Annotated in this window: 17 protein-coding genes and 3 pseudogenes; 8 read left to right on the top strand and 12 right to left on the bottom strand. The window is 35.1% G+C overall.

The genetic code is table 11. The features are described 5' to 3' along the window. Window positions 1-9: 9 nt before the first annotated feature. The 4 genes and pseudogenes from NL281_RS06450 to NL281_RS08555 all read right to left on the bottom strand — a co-directional run bounded on the left by NL281_RS06450 (window position 10) and on the right by NL281_RS08555 (window position 4,050). Window positions 10-1,247: pseudogene (locus tag NL281_RS06450) on the bottom strand (IS4 family transposase). 106 nt (window positions 1,248-1,353) lie between these two features. Next, window positions 1,354-1,608, bottom strand: coding sequence for a hypothetical protein (locus tag NL281_RS09290; protein WP_253303193.1), 255 nt, complete (start codon window positions 1,606-1,608; stop codon window positions 1,354-1,356). Window positions 1,609-1,743: 135 nt separating this feature from the next. Beyond that, window positions 1,744-2,676, bottom strand: a pseudogene (ltrA, locus tag NL281_RS06440) (group II intron reverse transcriptase/maturase). Window positions 2,677-3,522: 846 nt separating this feature from the next. Further along, complete coding sequence (locus NL281_RS08555; protein WP_305879713.1) at window positions 3,523-4,050, bottom strand: ATP-binding protein; 528 nt, start codon at window positions 4,048-4,050, stop codon at window positions 3,523-3,525. A 719-nt stretch (window positions 4,051-4,769) separates the two neighbouring features. On the opposite strand from NL281_RS08555, the gene NL281_RS06430 reads away from it, so the two are divergent. From NL281_RS06430 to NL281_RS06420, 3 genes are all read left to right on the top strand, one after another. Beyond that, entirely contained in the window at window positions 4,770-4,946 is a 177-nt protein-coding gene (locus NL281_RS06430) for a hypothetical protein (protein ID WP_174930852.1), read from the top strand. A 206-nt stretch (window positions 4,947-5,152) separates the two neighbouring features. After that, complete coding sequence (locus NL281_RS06425; RefSeq protein WP_370273933.1) at window positions 5,153-6,418, top strand: MFS transporter; 1,266 nt, start codon at window positions 5,153-5,155, stop codon at window positions 6,416-6,418. A gap of 90 nt (window positions 6,419-6,508) precedes the next feature. After that, complete coding sequence (locus NL281_RS06420) at window positions 6,509-7,855, top strand: IS4 family transposase (RefSeq protein ID WP_253303192.1); 1,347 nt, start codon at window positions 6,509-6,511, stop codon at window positions 7,853-7,855. A gap of 84 nt (window positions 7,856-7,939) precedes the next feature. Here NL281_RS06420 and NL281_RS06415 read toward each other — a convergent pair whose 3' ends face one another. From NL281_RS06415 to NL281_RS08500, 5 genes and pseudogenes are all read right to left on the bottom strand, one after another. Next, window positions 7,940-8,131: a transposase gene (locus NL281_RS06415; RefSeq protein ID WP_253303191.1), complete on the bottom strand. Its 192-nt coding sequence runs from the start codon at window positions 8,129-8,131 to the stop codon at window positions 7,940-7,942. Between the two features lie 21 nt (window positions 8,132-8,152). Further along, a complete protein-coding gene (locus tag NL281_RS06410) occupies window positions 8,153-8,707 on the bottom strand; it encodes a pyrimidine dimer DNA glycosylase/endonuclease V (RefSeq protein ID WP_253303190.1) in 555 nt (184 codons plus the stop codon). 17 nt (window positions 8,708-8,724) lie between these two features. Beyond that, window positions 8,725-9,060 (bottom strand): annotated as a pseudogene (locus NL281_RS06405) (nuclease/transposase family protein); the annotation flags it as partial. Window positions 9,061-9,155: 95 nt separating this feature from the next. Next, window positions 9,156-10,943, bottom strand: coding sequence for a group II intron reverse transcriptase/maturase (ltrA, locus tag NL281_RS06400; protein WP_253302976.1), 1,788 nt, complete (start codon window positions 10,941-10,943; stop codon window positions 9,156-9,158). Between the two features lie 230 nt (window positions 10,944-11,173). Further along, window positions 11,174-11,305, bottom strand: a complete 132-nt coding sequence (locus NL281_RS08500) for a hypothetical protein (RefSeq protein ID WP_256469361.1) — start codon at window positions 11,303-11,305, stop codon at window positions 11,174-11,176. Window positions 11,306-11,559: 254 nt separating this feature from the next. Between NL281_RS08500 and NL281_RS06395 the strand changes: the two genes are divergently transcribed. Continuing rightward, complete coding sequence (locus tag NL281_RS06395; protein ID WP_253303188.1) at window positions 11,560-11,892, top strand: DUF977 family protein; 333 nt, start codon at window positions 11,560-11,562, stop codon at window positions 11,890-11,892. A 208-nt stretch (window positions 11,893-12,100) separates the two neighbouring features. Here the strand turns inward: NL281_RS06395 and NL281_RS06390 are convergent, their stop codons facing one another. Beyond that, window positions 12,101-13,057 (bottom strand): IS5 family transposase, encoded by a 957-nt coding sequence (locus NL281_RS06390; RefSeq protein WP_253303014.1) that lies wholly within the window; start codon window positions 13,055-13,057, stop codon window positions 12,101-12,103. 375 nt (window positions 13,058-13,432) lie between these two features. On the opposite strand from NL281_RS06390, the gene rpsP reads away from it, so the two are divergent. The 4 genes from rpsP to trpS all read left to right on the top strand — a co-directional run bounded on the left by rpsP (window position 13,433) and on the right by trpS (window position 16,388). Then, a complete protein-coding gene (gene rpsP, locus NL281_RS06385; RefSeq protein WP_006279266.1) occupies window positions 13,433-13,753 on the top strand; it encodes a 30S ribosomal protein S16 in 321 nt (106 codons plus the stop codon). A gap of 10 nt (window positions 13,754-13,763) precedes the next feature. Next, window positions 13,764-14,741: a polyprenyl synthetase family protein gene (locus NL281_RS06380; protein WP_253303187.1), complete on the top strand. Its 978-nt coding sequence runs from the start codon at window positions 13,764-13,766 to the stop codon at window positions 14,739-14,741. A gap of 61 nt (window positions 14,742-14,802) precedes the next feature. Continuing rightward, the gene (locus tag NL281_RS06375; protein ID WP_253303186.1) at window positions 14,803-15,372 is read left to right on the top strand and encodes a nucleotide exchange factor GrpE; all 570 of its coding nucleotides are present in this window, start codon (window positions 14,803-14,805) and stop codon (window positions 15,370-15,372) included. Between the two features lie 17 nt (window positions 15,373-15,389). Next, the gene (trpS, locus tag NL281_RS06370) at window positions 15,390-16,388 is read left to right on the top strand and encodes a tryptophan--tRNA ligase (protein WP_006280207.1); all 999 of its coding nucleotides are present in this window, start codon (window positions 15,390-15,392) and stop codon (window positions 16,386-16,388) included. 175 nt (window positions 16,389-16,563) lie between these two features. On the opposite strand, the gene NL281_RS06365 is transcribed toward trpS, so the two are convergent. Both NL281_RS06365 and NL281_RS06360 read right to left on the bottom strand, forming a co-directional pair. After that, window positions 16,564-17,325, bottom strand: coding sequence for an alpha/beta hydrolase (locus NL281_RS06365; RefSeq protein WP_012673268.1), 762 nt, complete (start codon window positions 17,323-17,325; stop codon window positions 16,564-16,566). Between the two features lies 1 nt (window position 17,326). Further along, window positions 17,327-17,854 carry a c-type cytochrome gene (locus NL281_RS06360; protein WP_010082469.1) on the bottom strand — a complete coding sequence of 176 codons (528 nt, stop codon included), beginning with the start codon at window positions 17,852-17,854 and terminating at the stop codon, window positions 17,327-17,329. Window positions 17,855-18,135 lie beyond the last annotated feature (281 nt).

The raw sequence follows: 18,135 nt of genomic DNA, 5'->3' as shown, positions 1-18,135 counted from the left end.
GAACTTTCATTAGCAAACTCTCCTAAAGACATGATGGCGTTTGGGCTTATCTACCTTATCGCGGCTATACAATCGTCCCGGTCGGATTTTAACTTTAGCGCGTATACTTGCTCTATCAAAAAGGGCTTGAAAGTTTTTTGGCGCAATAAGTACCTGATAGAGTTTCTGCCTCATTACACCAAATAAAACCGAAAAATTTAAACGATACTCAGCAATTTGATCTGGATTCCAAGGCCCTTGTGCATCACACATATGAAGCGACAATATATTACACATGACTAAGTTTGCCCAAAATTCTTGTAATACAGCCTCTAAATTTACGCCAGAAAAATTCTCTAACTCTGCACCTATTTTGAGTCGTTTATAGCACTCCTCTATATGCCACCTTAATACATAAGCTTTGCTGATATCTTCCAAAGTAAATTTTTCTCGATCAAAAAGTGAAGTAACCAATACCTCTGTTTCTCCGTTGGCTAATGTCAGCACTATTACTCTTACTTTCTGTCCTTTCATTTTATTTTTTAGCTTTTCATTTTCTAATATAAAATCGAAATCTAATTCTCCAGATGCAATTCGTTCCCATAGCTTGCTATAATTTCTTTTTTGCAAGCGAAAAATAAAATCTACTTCCAAATCATAATGCTGCTGAATGAATTTTACTGAAGACGATCATAGATAAATAATAATTTCTTTTGATTTAATGAACGCATTTGAGTGATAACTTCGGGTAATTGCTCTTCCGCCAACGTTTGTTCACCTATATTCCAAGCCGCAAGACGAGCACTACAAATCAGCGAAGTACACAAATCAACAAACAAATTGCCAATGGTGGCATTATACCTGTTGTTCCATTTGGTTTAAAACGGCCAAACTCGGATACAATTTCTTCAGAGCTCGGTAATCGAATACCAGAACCATCTGCTGCAATAAGCCTATAGCCTCTCCAACTCAGGCTCATCTTGATAGGCTGTTTGGATGCTTAAATTCTTTAAAACCTGTATGACAAATCTTATATCTTGCTTTAGAAAAAGCTTGCTTTGAGGGTACATGTCAATGGCTCCATAAGTTCACATTCTATTCCCAAACTTTTTTTAACTAACTTTAAAATCATAGAAAATACTGTCGAAAAAGGAAGTTTTCTTGTTCGTGTAAAACTCAACACAATGGATTCTCTGAAAAGCTTTCGAGTATATTATATTTTTAATTTGTAGAATAAGATTTTCTCCTTTTTGTTTGGTAGAAGTCATAGTTTTAAATCCTCCTGATTAAGTTTTATCGCTATGACTCCCCCACCAGAACCGTGCTTGCAGCTTTCCCGCACACGGCTCCACAATGTAGTATTCACAGCATTTCCTATTTTGTATATAATGAGTAGCATATTCTTGGTTTTGGTAATGGATTAACTTGTAGATAGTGTATAAATTGCTTTGAATTCATACTCTTCTTCTGACTACGTCGGTTTATCCATTTATACGCTAGCTTGATTACCCGCCAGAAGAATTTATTCAACCACCGGTAATTTCCGCTAACTCCGAAGTAGTTATAGTGTCCTGTTAGTTTTGCTTTAAGTATTGACCACCAATCTTTAAGGCTTACTATTACCCACAAATAAAAACATAGTATTGTATTTACTCAAATAATTTAATTTTATTAACCTGAAAGCTTATTAGATTAAAATTATTAAACTAAGAGTTATAATTTTAGCAACTAAAAGCTGTAAATTGCACCATATAAACAGTTATTTCAAGCAAAAGTTATGCCATTAAGAGCTATGCAACAAACATTTATATTTGTGGGTAATAGTAAGTCTTTAAGGTGAACTTTATTTCGGATCTTTTTCACCCATTCTTTGATTTCTTTAAGTTTTCTAGATAGATTTTCTTTCGAGGTTTTATGACCTACCATTACTCTACCTTTACGACTCCTTGTACCATAATGGGTGAATCCTAGAAAGTTGAAACTTTCCGTTTTTCGTTTCTCCCTTATTCCTTGTTGCCACTCCTTTTTGCCAAACTTTACTATTCTTGTTTTGTCTTCAGATATTTCCAGTCCAAATTTTCCTAGCCTTTGTTTCAGTGACTCTAAGAGTTCTCTAGCATCTTTTTCTCTTTCGCAGCAAATCAGGTGATCGTCTGCATACCTAACTAGCTCCATATAACCTTTAGATCTTAGCTTGAATTTCTTTTCAAACCACAAATCCAGCACATAATGCAACTATATATTAGCTAGTATAGGACTTACTATTCCCCCCTGAGGTGTGCCTAGTTCAGTTGCTTCATAATGTCCTGCTTCGACTACTCCTGCCTTAAGAAATCGTTTTACTAACCACAGTATGTTTGGGTCTGTTATCCGTTCTCTCAAGCATCTCATTAGCCATTTGTGCTGGACATTATCAAAGAATTTCTTGATATCAACTTCTACTACATAGTTAGTTGGTCTGTACATAACTGCTTTATTTAGTGCATTTACCGCTTGATGACAGCTTCTACCAGGACGAAAACCATATGAGTTATCCAGAAAGTTAGCTTCATAAATATTTTCTAATATCTTCTTCAGCATTATCTGGACTAACTTATCTTCTGTAGACGGTACTCCAAGCCCGCGTTTCTCTTTGCTTCCAGCTTTTGGTATATATACTCTTTTCACTGGTTGCGGTTGATATCGCTTTCTTTTCATACTATCCACCAGAGTGTTGAGCTTCTCTTCAAGATTTTCTCCATAAGCTTCTACTGTCACCTGGTCTATACCGCATGCTTTGTTATGCTTTAGCTCTTTATAACATTCAGCAAGATTCTCTGCGTTTATCAGATGAATTAACGATTAAATTTCAATCGTTTATCTTGCCTGGCTCTTACTGCTATCTGATTTAGTTTTCTTTGCACGTTATTCCAACCTCCGTTGTATTGGCATAGCAATTCCTAAACCAGTCACTATATTGCTGACCGCTTCCCCTTGTATGTGGCTTTCCCACACTCTGAGTACTATCAATCAGTCCGACTTCCTTTATATCTTCCGTCAGTACTCGCCTTTGTTGACTTGTTCCAACGTACCTTAATAGGAATACAAAGGATCTCCCAAGTTTACGTAAACTCCATCTCAACACGTGATACGGCCTCAGATCCCGATAGAGTGAGTGATAACTTGCCCTATTGTTACCCTTCTTGCTGTCTTCCACTATATGCAACGTGTCGACCTCTATGACATCGAGAATTTCGGGACTCAATACCTTCACTTTCGTTGTACCCTGTGTTGTCCATTCCACTAGCTTTACTACGCTCGTTACCTTACGCAGCATAGTGGTTTGTTCCAGCCTGCTGGCTAGGCTTTGCCTGGGTTGGATTTTCACCAACTGGACTTTACGCACTTTGCTTGGCGCACGCATGTTTCACCTAAAAAGGACACATTTTAGACTTCTTTGTTGAAATAAAACAGAAACAAAAGTGCTGTTTATTGCATTCTTTGGATAATTTAATGATAAAAAATTTAGAGAGAAATTTTATACACTATCGCTGATATTTTTCCTTAAGTTGACGCCATTGTAAGTTCAGGACCTGAGATGCTTATGAAATTCATATTTGATTCACCTGCAATTGCACGAGCGATAAGTGTTTTACCATTTCCAGGAGGGCCATATAATATGTAACCTCTTAGTGAATTAATACTTTTATTTCCAAACAGCTTGCGCATTTCTTCTGTCATTTGGTCACAGCAAATCATCTGCAACCGTTGTCTTAAGGAGTCATCAATTATAGCATCAGCAAATGTTATTCTTTTATCATCTGAATTAGCTAATTCTATTGATATAGGCAGCTCTACTTCCTTTAGTTTGCTGAATACTTGATCATATACAAACCAAACAATAAAAAGGAGAACGACAAGTAACACACAAGGCATAGCTTCACTAACATAATGTGCAGCTAACTCATACCCTTTACTAAGCAACATCGTATGCATATAGGCAAACAAAAAAGCGATAGAGATAATAGTTGCCACGCATAGTAAACAGATTGAAATTCTTTTTAGTAATTCTGAAATTTCAATTTTTTTCATCTTAATACCTTATACCAATTTTAAACTAAGAATAATTTTATCTAGCTTACCTATTTTAGCTTGATTAGAGCGTTCAGAAAAATTATCAAGTACGTACTTTAATTTATTAAATACTAAAAACAATATATCACCATATCGTCACATACATCTTTAAAGTTTACCAAATTCATTTTCAAAAAACAAGATTTTATTATTAACCCGAATTCTGGATTAGATTTTAGGTAAATTATTGAAAGTCTTGAATTTTACTAAATTAGTAACTAGTCTTAAAATGCTTACTGCTTTATCGTAAATGCTAAAACAATAAGCTATTGATATTCTTGTTTTTTTTAATCTCCAATCCAGAATTCGGGTTAAAAACGCTAACTTGTATCTTCAAGAAGTAAGACATAATAGCTCTAAAATGTCTTGCAAGGAAAGGTAAAGCTGAACGCTAACTTATGCCAGAAAAATACCGTCTTGTTTGCCTTTTTGAGTAGTATCATCTTATTTTTCCTGTAAATTTTGTTTATAACGCCTAAGATTTACGATATTTTAATCCCGGTAGAATATCTTATAAAATCAGATTATATGTTATACCTATGGAAATAGATAACTTTCAGCAATATTACAACCAAGAAGAAATGAAGACAGTAACATTAGCTCAAATTTATAAAGACTTGGTAATAAAGATATTCGATATAGCCACAAGCAAAATGTAAGCTACTATTAATGGTATTATGGAAATAGCACCAACGATACCACCTACTATACCTACTACCAGAGGTGACGGAGTAGTAAGGCTTAATATAATAAGTGGGAGAGATATAATTGATAGTATTATAGAAATTACACCTACTGTTTTCAGAAGAGATAGAAATCCTTTTGAATCTAAGTGTTCTTTTTCCCTTAAATAATATAAAGAAAATGCTTATACACATTATAGCACAAAGTATTACTGCTGCTATTTTTATTATAGCTGCTGCTATAAGTGCTGCTAAATAAGCTATATTCATTGCAATTATCACACACCATAATAAAAAAGTCAACTCCATATGTTTAGGTTGTAAAATCCCAAAAAGCAGCCAGAATAGAATAAGCAAACATTTACGAATTGAATTTAGTGCAAACAAGGGTGTTGATATCAACCATACTCTGCAGAATCGCAATATGGTATGACTACATGCTTTTTATTGATTTGATTAACATAATCAGCAGAGAGTTTTGTTTTGCAAAAGATGTCTACAGTAACATACTGCAATTATTTGGAATTGTAGGGCTAGGTGCAATTGTAAGGCCACTTGGTGCATTCATATTTGGTCACGTTGGTGACAGGTATGGAAGGAGGATAGCATTAATAATTACTATCTTGCTAATATCGATACCATCAAGTCTCATTGCATTTATTCCAAGTCACAATCAAGTAGGTATAATTTCTACTATATTGCTTCTTGCAATCCATATAACACAAGGAATTGCACTTGGTGGTGAACAAGGAAGTTCTGTTTATCTTATAGAGCATTTATCCAGTAGGAAAGAGAACTTAGGGATGTATTTTGGAATGATGGGTTTTGGTCGCTCCATTGGCGTCTTGCTTTCTGCGGTGATAGTGATTATCTGCAAAAAAACTACTGATTTTTGTACCTGGGGTTGGAGATTGCCATTTATTTTCTCAGCTATTTTAGGATTAATTAGCGCGTATAGCATATACACATTGGGAGAAACTCCAGCATATGAAAAAAATCGAAAACAAAGAAATTTACCTGATTTGCCAATAATAGAGCTTATAAAACGCCACAAGAGAGCTCTTATACTTGCTATTTTAATATCTGTACCTGTTAATGTTGCTGTTGGATTTACCATATTTCTTCGAACTCTCGCAAAGGAAATAGCATCAGTGGATGTTTATGTAACAACATATATCAACGAAATTGTATTGATTATAACCAGTGTATTAATGCCGATATCTTCAATAGCGTTTGGAATGTTGGCTGATAAAGTTGGAAAAGAGCGCACTGCAATCTTATTTATAGCAATTACAATGGCACTGTGTTGTCCTGCGTTATCTATTTCATATTACTACAAAAATTATCTTGTGATTGCGTTGAGCGTAATGATTCTCTCTATAATAGAAAGAGGTATAGTTCCCATAGGAATAGTTGCATCTGAACTCTTTCCTACCAATGTTAGATTTAGTGGTGTGAGCTTATCACGCAATATCTCTTATGCGTTACATGGAGGATTTACTCCTATGGTTTGTATTTGGTTGACTGTAACATTTCCTCAAACAAACCTTGCTGCTGGGCTTTATATAGTCTTCTGCTTGTTGGTCAGTGTGGTAGCAATATTGCAAATAAAACCGCAAGATAAGAAATTTGATTGGTCTTAGTTTTCTCTTAAGTGTGTATTCTCCTAAGTTGAAAACTTACTTTTACCCACAAATGTAAAAAGTGAGTAAGCTAAATAATTTAGGATCAAAATGATAGAAACAAGTACAAGCGTGCAATATACAGATGGCTTAGGGGATAAATGGCTGGAAAGAGAGTTAAAACACATTAATTTGGGAGATAAAAGGCTTAATAAAAGGCTTATAAAAACAAGTTATTGCATAGAGGGTAAGGCATCTGGTTCAATTAATCAAAGCTGTAGTGGGTGGAAAGAAGCTAAGGGTGCATATAGATTATTTAGCAATGAAAAGCTTGAAGATAAGGAAATTTATTCTTCCCATTATAAAGAAACTAAGGAAAGAATAAAAGGAAACCAGTTGGTCTTTTCAGTTCAAGATACAAGTTATTTGGATTTTGACTCTCATATAAAGACCAAGAGACTAGGCAGTATTTCTAAAGCTTATACAAAGCATAAAATGGGTTTACTGTTGCATAGTGCCTTAATAGTCAGCAGAGACGGATTACCTTTAGGTCTATCTTCCCAACAATGTTGGGCGCGTTCTATTAGGGAAGAAGAAACGGCACAAGAAAAAGCAAACAGAAAATACCGTACCTCCATAGAAGAAAAAGAAAGTTATAAGTGGATAACAGCTCTTAAAGAAACTATAAACAACCTTCCTCCAAATGTACAACTTGTTACCCTTGGTGATAGGGAAGCAGACATCTTCAAATTTTTATGGGTGGCTGAGACGTTAGGTAGTTTTTATGTAATCCGCAATCGAGCTAATAGAAGATTTATCTGTACTGAAGTCGGAAAAACAGATTTGCAAACACGCATCACTCAACTGCCAGTAAAAAAGAAAATTTCTCTAGAAGTTACTAAAGGTGGAAACCAGAGATCAAGGAAAGCTAATATTGAAGTTAAGTATATGAAAGGCTATATACCTATCAGATCTTCTTCCATTTATGGGTCAAAAGATACAATACATAAAATAAGTGATAAAATCCCTGTATATGTGGTAAGTGCAAAAGAAACAAATCCTCCTGATGGATTGGAAGCTATCGACTGGACTCTACTAACTAATGTACCGATTAATAATACTTTAGATGCCATAGAAAAGATAAATTGGTATAAGCTAAGGTGGAAAATTGAAGAGTATTTTAGGATTTTAAAATCAGGATGTAAGATAGAAAGCTCCCGCTTAGCTACAAAAGAAAGATTACAGAAGTTAATTGCTATAAAAAGTATAATCGCGTTTAAAATTTTATATTTGACAAAAGTGGCTTTATCAAATCCCATGGAAATTTGTACTAAAATTTTAAGCAACGAAGAGTGGAAGGTCCTTTACATGCGTGAGTATCGGGTAGCAACATTACCCGAAGAACCTCCAAACATAAAACAAGCTATTATTTGGTTAGGAAAATTGGGTGATTTATGAATAGAAAAAGTGATAATTTACCAGGGTCTATGACTCTATGGCGGGGCTATGAAAACCTTAAGGAGAGCATTGTTATGCTTCACATCATAACCTCTCAAAATTGTGGGTAAAAGTAAGACTACAGCTTTGATTAATTGAACCAGATGCCTTACCCTCTATGCAATAACTTGTTTTTATAAGCCTTTTATCTCCCAAATTAATGTGTTTTAACTCTCTTTCCAGCCATTTATCCCCTAAGCCATCTGTATATTGCACGCTTGTACTTGTTTCTATCATTTTGATCCTAAATTATTTAGCTTACTCACTTTTTACATTTGTGGGTAAAAGTAAGGGTATTGTGTAGCAGATTATCCAATCTGGTGCTTCTCTGCCATTTTCCCACTTAGCAAATCTCATCTTTTCCTTGAGATAATATCTCCTATAAGCTTCCACAGCACTGCTGCATTTATACTGATCCGGCAGTGCTTGTATAAAAGCTTGCATATCAGTTGATCGAAAAATGAGTAAATCCTTATTACTATCACACCAATTTATTATTTCCTCTGATTTATGCTTCCTTTTGTATCGCCAAGTGTACTCTTTACATAATTCTCTTCCGTACTCTATCAACCAACAAAAGTTCCCTTTCGATTGCCTAGCCCATAAAGAACAAGGATGATTGCTGTGAGTGAGTTTATATGGAACTGCTATATTCTGATCTGTGGTACTGACAAAAGGATTTGGCGCTTTTAATGCTATTGAAAAAACATTACTTAATAATTGAGCAGTTTCTAATGGCATTTTTACTATATGCTTATCACATAACATTTGCGCCGCAATTGCTGGGTTTTCATCTAGTACAAAGATGTTCATCACACCCAAAGATAGAATTAGCTTAAGTCTTTAACTTCGTTAACTGTAAGACCAGTAGTTTGAGCTATAATATCAATAGAAACACCTGCTTTTAGTAGATTCTTTGCGACCTCAATTTTCTCTGCTTTTCTGCCTTTTTCATGTCCGATAAGGATGCCTTTTTCAGTAGCATCATCAAGTTTTTGAGCGAGGATGCCTTCTTCTTTCCGCAAATCCATTATCCTTTCTTCGTACGCTATCAGATCTTTCTCATTCCAGCGAAACTTGTCTAACTCATCGTATGCTAGCTTTATTATTGGCGATTTTTCTGCAATATCTTTTAGGTCTTCATCTGTAGTATCTTCTGCATACTGTTGTCTAAGTGAAGAAGGTCGCCCTTCCTCACTCGACTGCAAAACCGTACGTGAGACTTTGCGCCTCATACGGCTTCTCTCTAATTTGGTGCTTTTCATGCACACCTCCTGTGTAATTCATCGTGACAATGTCCATGTAACAAAGATAAGTTTGTGATCATATTGTTTCGTCTATTCCGGTCTTTGTGATGTATTTCTATTGTATCATCACTTTTAAACCATAGTCTACAATTATCGCATTTACTTTGTTGCAACCTCAATAATTTTATTACTCCTAGTGGCTTATCTGGTATTTTTCTCAGACGTTTACCCCAATATACCCAATCACCATCATATGGGGATCTGGTTTTTTGCACTTTGATATGTCGTTTAATAACATGATCGCTGTGTATAGTAAGACGTACCTTGTTACTTGTCATAAAGCGCCAGTTTTCGTTATTATACTTCTTAAAGTACTTTCTTTTTATCCAGCATCTCCCTTTGTTTGGGTGCCTAAAAACTGCCCACTTCCAGAGTTTTCTATGCATAATATTATCCAATGAGCTAAAGATTTTACATGAAACTACCGAGGAGTAATATTGACTCCATCCTCTGTTTATTGGATTGAGATCCTTTATCACACGTTCTTGTGGTGCTCCACGCATTTCTCTGAGTTTATGTTTAATAGCTAGTGTATGCTGTTTTATAGAATTACGACTTGGTTTGATTAATAACTTGTAACCTTTCTTACTTTCTTTTATTGGATATTGTCTTATTGAAAATCCAAGAAAATCAAATCCTGGTTTTGTTTCGTCAATGGTTCTTAATGTATGAGAAACTCTTGTTTTAGAGGGCTTTAATTTTAGTCCAATGGTTTCTAACCATTCTTCAACTAAAATTTTTGCTTTAAGAATAATCTCTTCGTTTTCATGTATGATGACAAAATCATCACAGTAGAAAATTACACTAATAGACTTTTGCGCGTTTCTATGCGATATCCTACCATATTTTCTTTTCATGCATTGAAAGAGTTCGTTTGTTAATGCTTTTTTGACATGTTGCTCTAATCCGTGTAATGCAACACAAGCTAGCAACGGTGAGATCGTCCCTCCTTGAATTGTACCACGTTTTGTGGATTGAAGCTTTCCATCTTCCATAACACCAGCTCCTAACCATCCTTTTATGATTTTCTTTAATGTTGGTGTGGTATTGAGCTTTTCAAGCAATTTATTATGGTTAATATTGTCAAAGCATCCAGAAATATCAGCATCTAATACATATGCTGTTTTCTGTTTTAGCACATCAAATATGGCTTCAATTGCATCATGACATGATCTACCAGGTCTAAAACCATAAGTGTTTGGCTCAAGTTTTGCCTCCCATTCTGGTTCTAAAGCCATTTTTACAAGTGTTTGTTTTGCTCGACACGATATAGTGGGTATACCAAGTGGGCGATGCTCCGATGGCTTACCAGATTTTGGAATCCAGACACGTCTTGATGGCTTTGCTTTTTCTTTTATATCTAAAGAATATGATAGTTGTAATCTTTCTTTTTGATTAAGGTTAGCTTTTCCATCAATACCTGCAGTCTTCTTCCCCCTATTGTCCTGTGTTACTTTCTTAACAGCGAGTGTTTTTGCACTTGTTGATTTGAGTAATAATCTCTGAAGATTATGCATCTTTTTGATATCATTACATTTAGAAGCTTGGTAAATTCGTTTTTGTAGCTTAAATGAAGATTTCTTTAGCTTGCGCCAAGGAATTCCATTCCATTCATACCTAACTTTTTGCTGGTCCATAACATATTCACTACTATTCACCACTTTACCTTCCAAATTAAAGTGTTTACGTCTGCATATCCCAGATATTACTTTGGGCATTAGCTTCTTAAACAATCCTTCCACATAGTAGCTTGTGGCTGGCTACTTACTTATATTTTAATGAATATAAGAGCTTCTATGTGGTTACTCTGTTCCATGGCTTCGTTTCACGTTAAACTTAGATTCCTACTATTTGCCGGAAGCTTGGAACATCAATAACTAAAGTCTTCAATCTTTAGTTCCCTTTTTGCTTCGTACCATTTTGGTCTATGCGTAGTTCAATCTCTTTTCGCATATTATGCTTTGACGACAATTCAAACATAGGTTTCTCTCGTAATCATATCTAACTCTGTTTGCAGGGATTCACCACGAGATTTAGTGTTACCTGCTTTTATCTCATGCTTGCATCCCAGAGGTTGCCACTCTTTGAAATGTGAGATATACATTATCCCTGATGTCTGGGAAGATGGAATTTAACCACCACAAAACCATGACCTTCCAGGTCGCACTGAAGACGAGCAGCTATGATTTTAATCTTACTATTACCCACAAATAAAAACATAGTATTGTATTTACTCAAATAATTTAATTTTATTAACCTGAAAGCTTATTAGATTAAAATTATTAAACTAAGAGTTATAATTTTAGCAACTAAAAGCTGTAAATTGCACCATATAAACAGTTATTTCAAGCAAAAGTTATGCCATTAAGAGCTATGCAACAAACATTTATATTTGTGGGTAATAGTAAGGATTTTAATCCATGGCTTATATTCTTTTTAAGGTCACTACAAAAGCAAAAATTTCATCTTGAACAAAAGGTGTCACATGAAAAAGTGTTAAATCTCTATTTACCACTACTTTCTGCTAAAGTATTAGCACTACTCAGCAAACATGGACGTCTTACAATTAAGGATTTGGAAAATATTACTAAAGCAAACTGCAATACCTTAAAGAAGCACGTATCTAATCTCGTAAAGAGTAATCACATCACTCAGCATGGAAAAGGCAAAGCAACCTGGTATGTAATATAGAGCTCAATAGGATATGTATTCATTTTGAATTGTTAAATTATTCAGCTATAGAATATAGATCACAGCTGTACAAACATTGTAGTTTGAGCCCACTAGATCCCAGTGCCCTATTCTTGTCATCCCAGTGCCTTCTCCTGTCATCCCAGTGCCCAGACACTGGGATGGCTTTGTTGCATCACACTTTATGAGATGGTGATTTATGGTAAATTCATGTAACTATCTCAAATTTAGCCATACCAATATCAGTGAATTTATTAAGCAAATAGCATTTGATTAGCAGTTCTTTTTCTCGATTTATCTCAGATTTATTCCTAAAACTAAATCCGAATATTTGCTTTAATCTTGAGAAAAACCCTTCAATATAAGATCTTTTCCCATAATTTACTTCTTTTTTCCATTCTTTCATGCCATCTTCACCGTATAATTTTATTAACCTAATAGCAGCATTCCTGTCAGACATATAATCTATTTCTGGATGTTCTGCCGCATTGTTTATTGGTGGAATTTTTGTCTTTATATCATATTTGTTACACAACTTATAAAACTTGTGCCTATCACATGCTCTATCTGCATATAGTGCTTTTATGGCATGCTGAAAATCAACTTCTTTTAGCAAATCACAAGCTCCATAGTGATCAGAGTAGACACCGTTACTGTATTTTACAGCTATGGCTTTTTTGTTGTTTATATTCAACATTACGTGCAATTTTCTCGTTTGCTCATAGCCACGATATTTTCTGTCAGTGCTATTTTCCTTGCTGTGACCAGGAGTGTTGTTGTATATACTAATTCCTGTACTGTCTATAGCAATTTCGATATCTTCCATATTATTTTTATCAATTCTGCAATCATTTATCTTAATATTAAGTTTCTTAAACCTTCTTGATGCTTGTGAATAGCTGATAACTGCCAAATCTCTTCCTATTTGTTGCAAATACCCTTTTATAAACCCGACTGTTTGTCTTAAACCAATTCTAAAGAAACTGACGATTATATGCACCAAAATCACAACTTTATCACTATAAATATAGTTGCCGCCCTGCATTTTTGGACAATTCTCGTACCAATTTTCTATGGCGTCATTGATATAACAAAAAATGCTTCCTCTTTCTTGGAGAAATTTGTTATATTCATGGCAGTTACTGACTCTCATTTTTTGTGGCATATTTTTTCTTCAACAGTTAAATGGCTATTTATAATGAATTTTGTCAGTAACTGCCAGTTCTTTTCACTTGAGCGATGCAACAAAGCCCACTGGGATCCAGGAATTTTATTAAGTTGGTAAGCATAAAAGTAGCCGTTTTATGTTAAAATACAACGTTTTAATGATTAAAAAAAGGCTGGATTCCAGTGTCAAGCACTGGAATGACACCATTTGCTGTGCAATTTACCTTCAAAAATGAATGTTCGTATAGCTGTGCGCCCGGCACTGCCCTACATTATTGGTAATTATATTATAAGGTGCAAAAGTTGTATAATTCATTTGACTTAAAACGGCTCATTGTATAAAATTGTGGCTAATATATGAATAAAGGTTAACATGGCAGTTAAAATAAGGTTGGCGAGGTTTGGCGCAAAGAAACGCCCTTTTTATAGGATAGTTGTAGCTGATTCACGAGCACCAAGAGATGGGCGTTTTATTGAGAAAATAGGACAATATGATCCAATGTTACCAAAAGACAATAAAAATCGTGTTGTGGTGAAAGCTGATAGATTAAAACATTGGCTAAGTGTAGGCGCGCAGGCAACTGAAAGAGTACTGTGGTTTATCAAAAAAGGCATAGTAACTTTAGAAACAGAACCAAAGAAAACAGAAAAGAAGAAAGTAGAGAACGAGAAAGCACAAGGGCAAGAAGCATAAGTCTTTTAAAATGCTAATAACAAACAGCGATAAATTAGACGATATTGTATCTTCTGATTTGTCAGCTATGAATGACTTTGTCTTCAAAAATGTCAATGATGAAGATGCTAAGCTTGCTACTGATATTATATCTCATCTTGTTAGGTCAGGTGGAAAAAAAATAAGGCCTAAACTAGTTTTTATTATATGTAAAATGCTAAACTATTCTGGGAAGAATAGGATCAACGTTGCTGCATCGGTAGAGTTTATACACAATGCTACTTTACTTCATGATGATGTGCTCGATGAAAGTGAGGCACGCCATGGAGTTAAAACAGCGAATAAGATTTGGGGGAATAAATCAAGCATTTTAGTTGGTGATCTATTGTTGACTCTAGCATTTAGATGGCTTATAGAGTGTGGAAATTTAAATATTCTCTCTATTTTATCTAAAGCATCGCATTTACTTGTGAAGGGTGAAATAAAGCAGATGACAGCACGCTTTGACCCCCACACAGTCAGGGAAAATTATTTTGATATCATTGGAGAAAAGACAGCATCTTTATTTTCTGCATGCTGTGAAGCTGCATCAACAGTATCTGGTGCAACAAATGACGAAACAGAGAGGCTAAAGAATTTTGGTTTTAATTTTGGTATGGCATTTCAAATAGTTGATGATATGCTCGATTATACTGCTAATCAAGGCACTTCTGGAAAACAAGTCGGAAAAGACTTTTTCGAAGGTAAAGTCACCTTACCTGCTATTATAGCATACGAAAAGGGCAGTCCAGCAGAGCAAACATTCTGGGAAAAATGCTTTTCTTCAGCTAGACACAATTTTGACCAAGCATTACACTATATTAATCACCATAATGCCATTCAGCTTTCTATGGAAAAAGCTAGACACTACATTAATATGGCACAAAATGATATTAGTACTTTTTCTGATTCTTTTTATAAAACTACTTTAATTAACTTTTTAAATGCGAGCATAGAAAGACGAATGTAGCTGGCGCTTGATATTTTCAGATTAATTGTTATATATTTATTAGATTCTTAAGGGTAATGATATGTCAGATAGCAGTAAGGAGAAAAAGAAGAAGTTTGCTGATATGGTAAGTAGGCAGAAAGGTGACGGCCAACAAAGTGATAACCATAAGCAAACTGATGATTTAAATGAAGATCTCAATACATTAAAAGAACGTGCAGTTCAGCTTGAAGATCATTTACGCCGTGCTGTTGCAGATAATGAAAACGTCAAACGTATAATGCAAAAGCAAATTAGCGATGCAAGTGACTACGCAGTCACAAAACTTGCACGTGATATGATCGACTCGTGCGACAATTTAAAAAGAGTAATGGAAATTTTGAAAGACGGTGATCCTGTTCATGAGGGGATTAAAGTAGCTTATCAAAAAATTATAAATGATCTAAAAAAACATGGAATAGAGGAAGTAGATCCACTTGGTGAGCTTTTTGATAGTAATTTACACCAAGCTGTTGTGGAAAGAGAAGACAATGAAAAAAAGCCTGGCACCATTGTAGAAGTACTACAAACTGGTTATACTATCAAAAATAGGTTGCTCCGTCCTGCAATGGTTATTCTTTCTAAGAAATCTGCTGATTGTGGAAGCGATTAGCATGAGGTAAATGTATAATGACAAGTATTGTCTTTTCAGGTATCCAGCCAAGTGGCGTACTACATTTAGGTAATTATCTTGGTGCAATCAAACAGTGGATAGACTTACAGGATAAATACAAATCTCTTTTTTGTATTGTCGACCTACACGCAATCACAGCAAATAAGCTTCCCGCAAGTGAATTAAAAAGTAATATTTTCAAAACAGCAGCAGCTTATATTGCATGCGGAATAGATACAGAAAAGTCCATTATTTTTAGTCAGTCCACAGTTAGTGGTCATGCAGAACTGGGCTGGCTGCTTGGATGCTATACACCAATTGGTTGGCTTAATCGCATGACTCAATTTAAAGATAAAGCTGGCAGCGATAAACAAAAAGCCTCTCTTGGATTATATAGTTATCCAGTACTTATGGCTGCAGATATATTGTTGTATCAAACTAAATACGTTCCTGTTGGTGATGATCAAAAACAGCATTTGGAGCTTGCACGTGATATTGCATCAGCTTTTAACAATCATTATAAGCTGGATTATTTCATCGTACCTGAAATCTTAACTTTGGATTGCACATCAAGGATAATGAGCTTAAGGGATGGCACAAGCAAGATGAGTAAATCTGATCCTTCAGAACATTCGTGCATTAACCTTGATGATACGGATGACTTAATTGTCAAAAAAATAGAAAAAGCAAAAACAGATTCAATTCTAGGCTTTGCTACTTTAAAGTGCCGACCAGAAATAAGCAATTTGATAAACATTTATTCAGTGCTTAGTAATGTAAATGCGGAAAAAGTATGTGAAGAAGTGAACAAACATGACATGAAGCACTTCAAAAAAGAGTTAGCTGATTTAATTATCAGTGTTATATCACCCATACGTGAGAAAATGAATGATCTTTTAAAAGACCAATTCCATTTACATGAAATATTAAAAAAAGGCACAAAGAAAGCAGCAGAAATTGCAACCCATAATATAAAAGAAATCAAGGATATTATTGGATTTGCTCAATATCTGTAAGGTTCCAAAGTGTGATGGTGCGAACCGTCATACCGCCGCGGTATCTCAGCCGCTAACACGTAGCGGGATGACGGTTTTTCAAATTGTCGGTAAATCTAAGTCAGTTTAGCTATAGGCAGCAATTTTCTGTATTTATTTTAAGTTGAAGAAAGCTCAAATGAAAAATCGTGTTTTGCTAAAAATCACAGAATGCAGTCTGGTTACAAAATTCTCTAATGGTCTTAAATAAAACTTCCAGTGAATGATTGTCAGACATATTGTGCTCTGCTGATTTTATTAAGTGTACTTCAACATCGGTTGACTTAATTTTTTCAGCTAAATTCAATGAAGTTTGATAAGGAACATCTTTATCATTAATGCTATGCAGCAAGCGCACAGGACAGTTTATATCTATTGTCTTTTTGTTTAAAAGAAGGTTCTTTCTGCCATCTTCGATCAAATTTTTAGTTATTTTGTATGTACAATGCTCTGAAGTAAAATCTATTACACCTTTAGAATCTAGTTCTTCTTTTTGCTTGCCTGACAATTGCTTGAATATCAAATCTTCAGTAAAATCGGGAGCAGACGATATACCAATTAGTGCTGCAATTTTTTCTGGAAATTGAAGGGCAGTGAGCAACATCAGCCATCCTCCCATACTTGAACCTATAATTATTTGTTTATCGCTAGTTAATTCACTCATTACTTTAGCACAATTTTTTTGCCAATCACTTATCGTGTAATCAATAAAATTACCACTTGAATGACCGTGACCAAAATAATCAAATAGCACAAGTGCTACGTCATTTTCTTGGCAAAATTTGTAAATAGCAGTTGCTTTAGTTCCATCCATATTGGATGCAAATCCACCGAAAAAAACTACAGAAGCTTTCTTTCCTTGTAGCTTTCGATATGCTATGTGACCATTATTTCCATCAAACAATTTACAATAATCCATACTACTTTGGCAAAGCAACCGGGCTATCACTCAATTGATGCAAATAACTAACTAGATCTGCAATTTCTTGTGGATTGGAAATACCTGCAAATGCCATACGTGTACCTTTTATATAGGCTTTTGGGTTCTTTAAAAAGGCAAATAGCTCCTCATACCCCCATTTTCCACCTCTTTCAAGCACTGCTTTTGAGTAATTGAATGAGTTACCAAGATGGGCCTTTTTATTTCCAACTATGTTCCATAAGTTTGGTCCTACTTTATTCATTCCACCTTTCTCAAAACTATGGCAGGCTATACATTTTTTTGCTGCTGATTTACCTTTCTCAAAGCTAGCATTCTGCATGAGCGCTCCAATATCAAGCGCCACTTGCTCGATTTTTTGCTGGAACTCATTGCTGCCAGCAGCTACTATCGTTTGGTGTTCAATCTTATATTCTTCTGGACTGTAAAGCATATCAACTACATTACTAACTATCATAATGATTAGCCCAGAAAGTAAAATCGATGCTGCAATCTTATTAAGCTCCATAGTTAATTTTTATTAAGTAATGTTACTTAAATTATGCGAATATTTTCGCAAATAGCAACCAATTACCTTGAAGCTCGCTAAAGATGAGAGTCTCTATAGCTGACCCAAGAAAGGTTTTCCTACGTCCATACCGCCGCGAACCGTCATACCGCGATTCATTCGCGGTATCTCAGCCGCTAACAAGAGATCCCGCTAACAAGTAGCGGGATGACGAGGTTCACTGCCATTAAGTTAAGGAAAGAATGGTTAAAAACTGAACTAAAAAGTCAGAAATAATTAAG

Source organism: Wolbachia endosymbiont of Phyllotreta cruciferae, assembly GCF_918697765.1.
In the GTDB taxonomy this organism is placed as follows: domain Bacteria; phylum Pseudomonadota; class Alphaproteobacteria; order Rickettsiales; family Anaplasmataceae; genus Wolbachia; species Wolbachia pipientis.
This window is presented reverse-complemented; position numbering and strand designations above follow the sequence as displayed.

What these genes read in the sequence shown, in the direction of transcription:
- NL281_RS06430 (WP_174930852.1), top strand. Translation starts at nt 4,770, where the DNA reads ATGGAAATAGCACCAACGATACCACCTACTATACCTACTACCAGAGGT.
- NL281_RS08500 (WP_256469361.1), bottom strand. Translation starts at nt 11,305, where the DNA reads ATGTATATCTCACATTTCAAAGAGTGGCAACCTCTGGGATGCAAGCAT.
- NL281_RS06420 (WP_253303192.1), top strand. Translation starts at nt 6,509, where the DNA reads ATGATAGAAACAAGTACAAGCGTGCAATATACAGATGGCTTAGGGGAT.
- rpsP (WP_006279266.1), top strand. Translation starts at nt 13,433, where the DNA reads ATGGCAGTTAAAATAAGGTTGGCGAGGTTTGGCGCAAAGAAACGCCCT.
- trpS (WP_006280207.1), top strand. Translation starts at nt 15,390, where the DNA reads ATGACAAGTATTGTCTTTTCAGGTATCCAGCCAAGTGGCGTACTACAT.
- NL281_RS06415 (WP_253303191.1), bottom strand. Translation starts at nt 8,131, where the DNA reads ATGATAGAAACAAGTACAAGCGTGCAATATACAGATGGCTTAGGGGAT.
- NL281_RS06395 (WP_253303188.1), top strand. Translation starts at nt 11,560, where the DNA reads ATGCCATTAAGAGCTATGCAACAAACATTTATATTTGTGGGTAATAGT.
- NL281_RS06380 (WP_253303187.1), top strand. Translation starts at nt 13,764, where the DNA reads ATGCTAATAACAAACAGCGATAAATTAGACGATATTGTATCTTCTGAT.
- NL281_RS06390 (WP_253303014.1), bottom strand. Translation starts at nt 13,057, where the DNA reads ATGCCACAAAAAATGAGAGTCAGTAACTGCCATGAATATAACAAATTT.
- NL281_RS08555 (WP_305879713.1), bottom strand. Translation starts at nt 4,050, where the DNA reads ATGAAAAAAATTGAAATTTCAGAATTACTAAAAAGAATTTCAATCTGT.
- NL281_RS06410 (WP_253303190.1), bottom strand. Translation starts at nt 8,707, where the DNA reads ATGAACATCTTTGTACTAGATGAAAACCCAGCAATTGCGGCGCAAATG.
- NL281_RS06365 (WP_012673268.1), bottom strand. Translation starts at nt 17,325, where the DNA reads ATGGATTATTGTAAATTGTTTGATGGAAATAATGGTCACATAGCATAT.
- NL281_RS06360 (WP_010082469.1), bottom strand. Translation starts at nt 17,854, where the DNA reads ATGGAGCTTAATAAGATTGCAGCATCGATTTTACTTTCTGGGCTAATC.
- NL281_RS06375 (WP_253303186.1), top strand. Translation starts at nt 14,803, where the DNA reads ATGTCAGATAGCAGTAAGGAGAAAAAGAAGAAGTTTGCTGATATGGTA.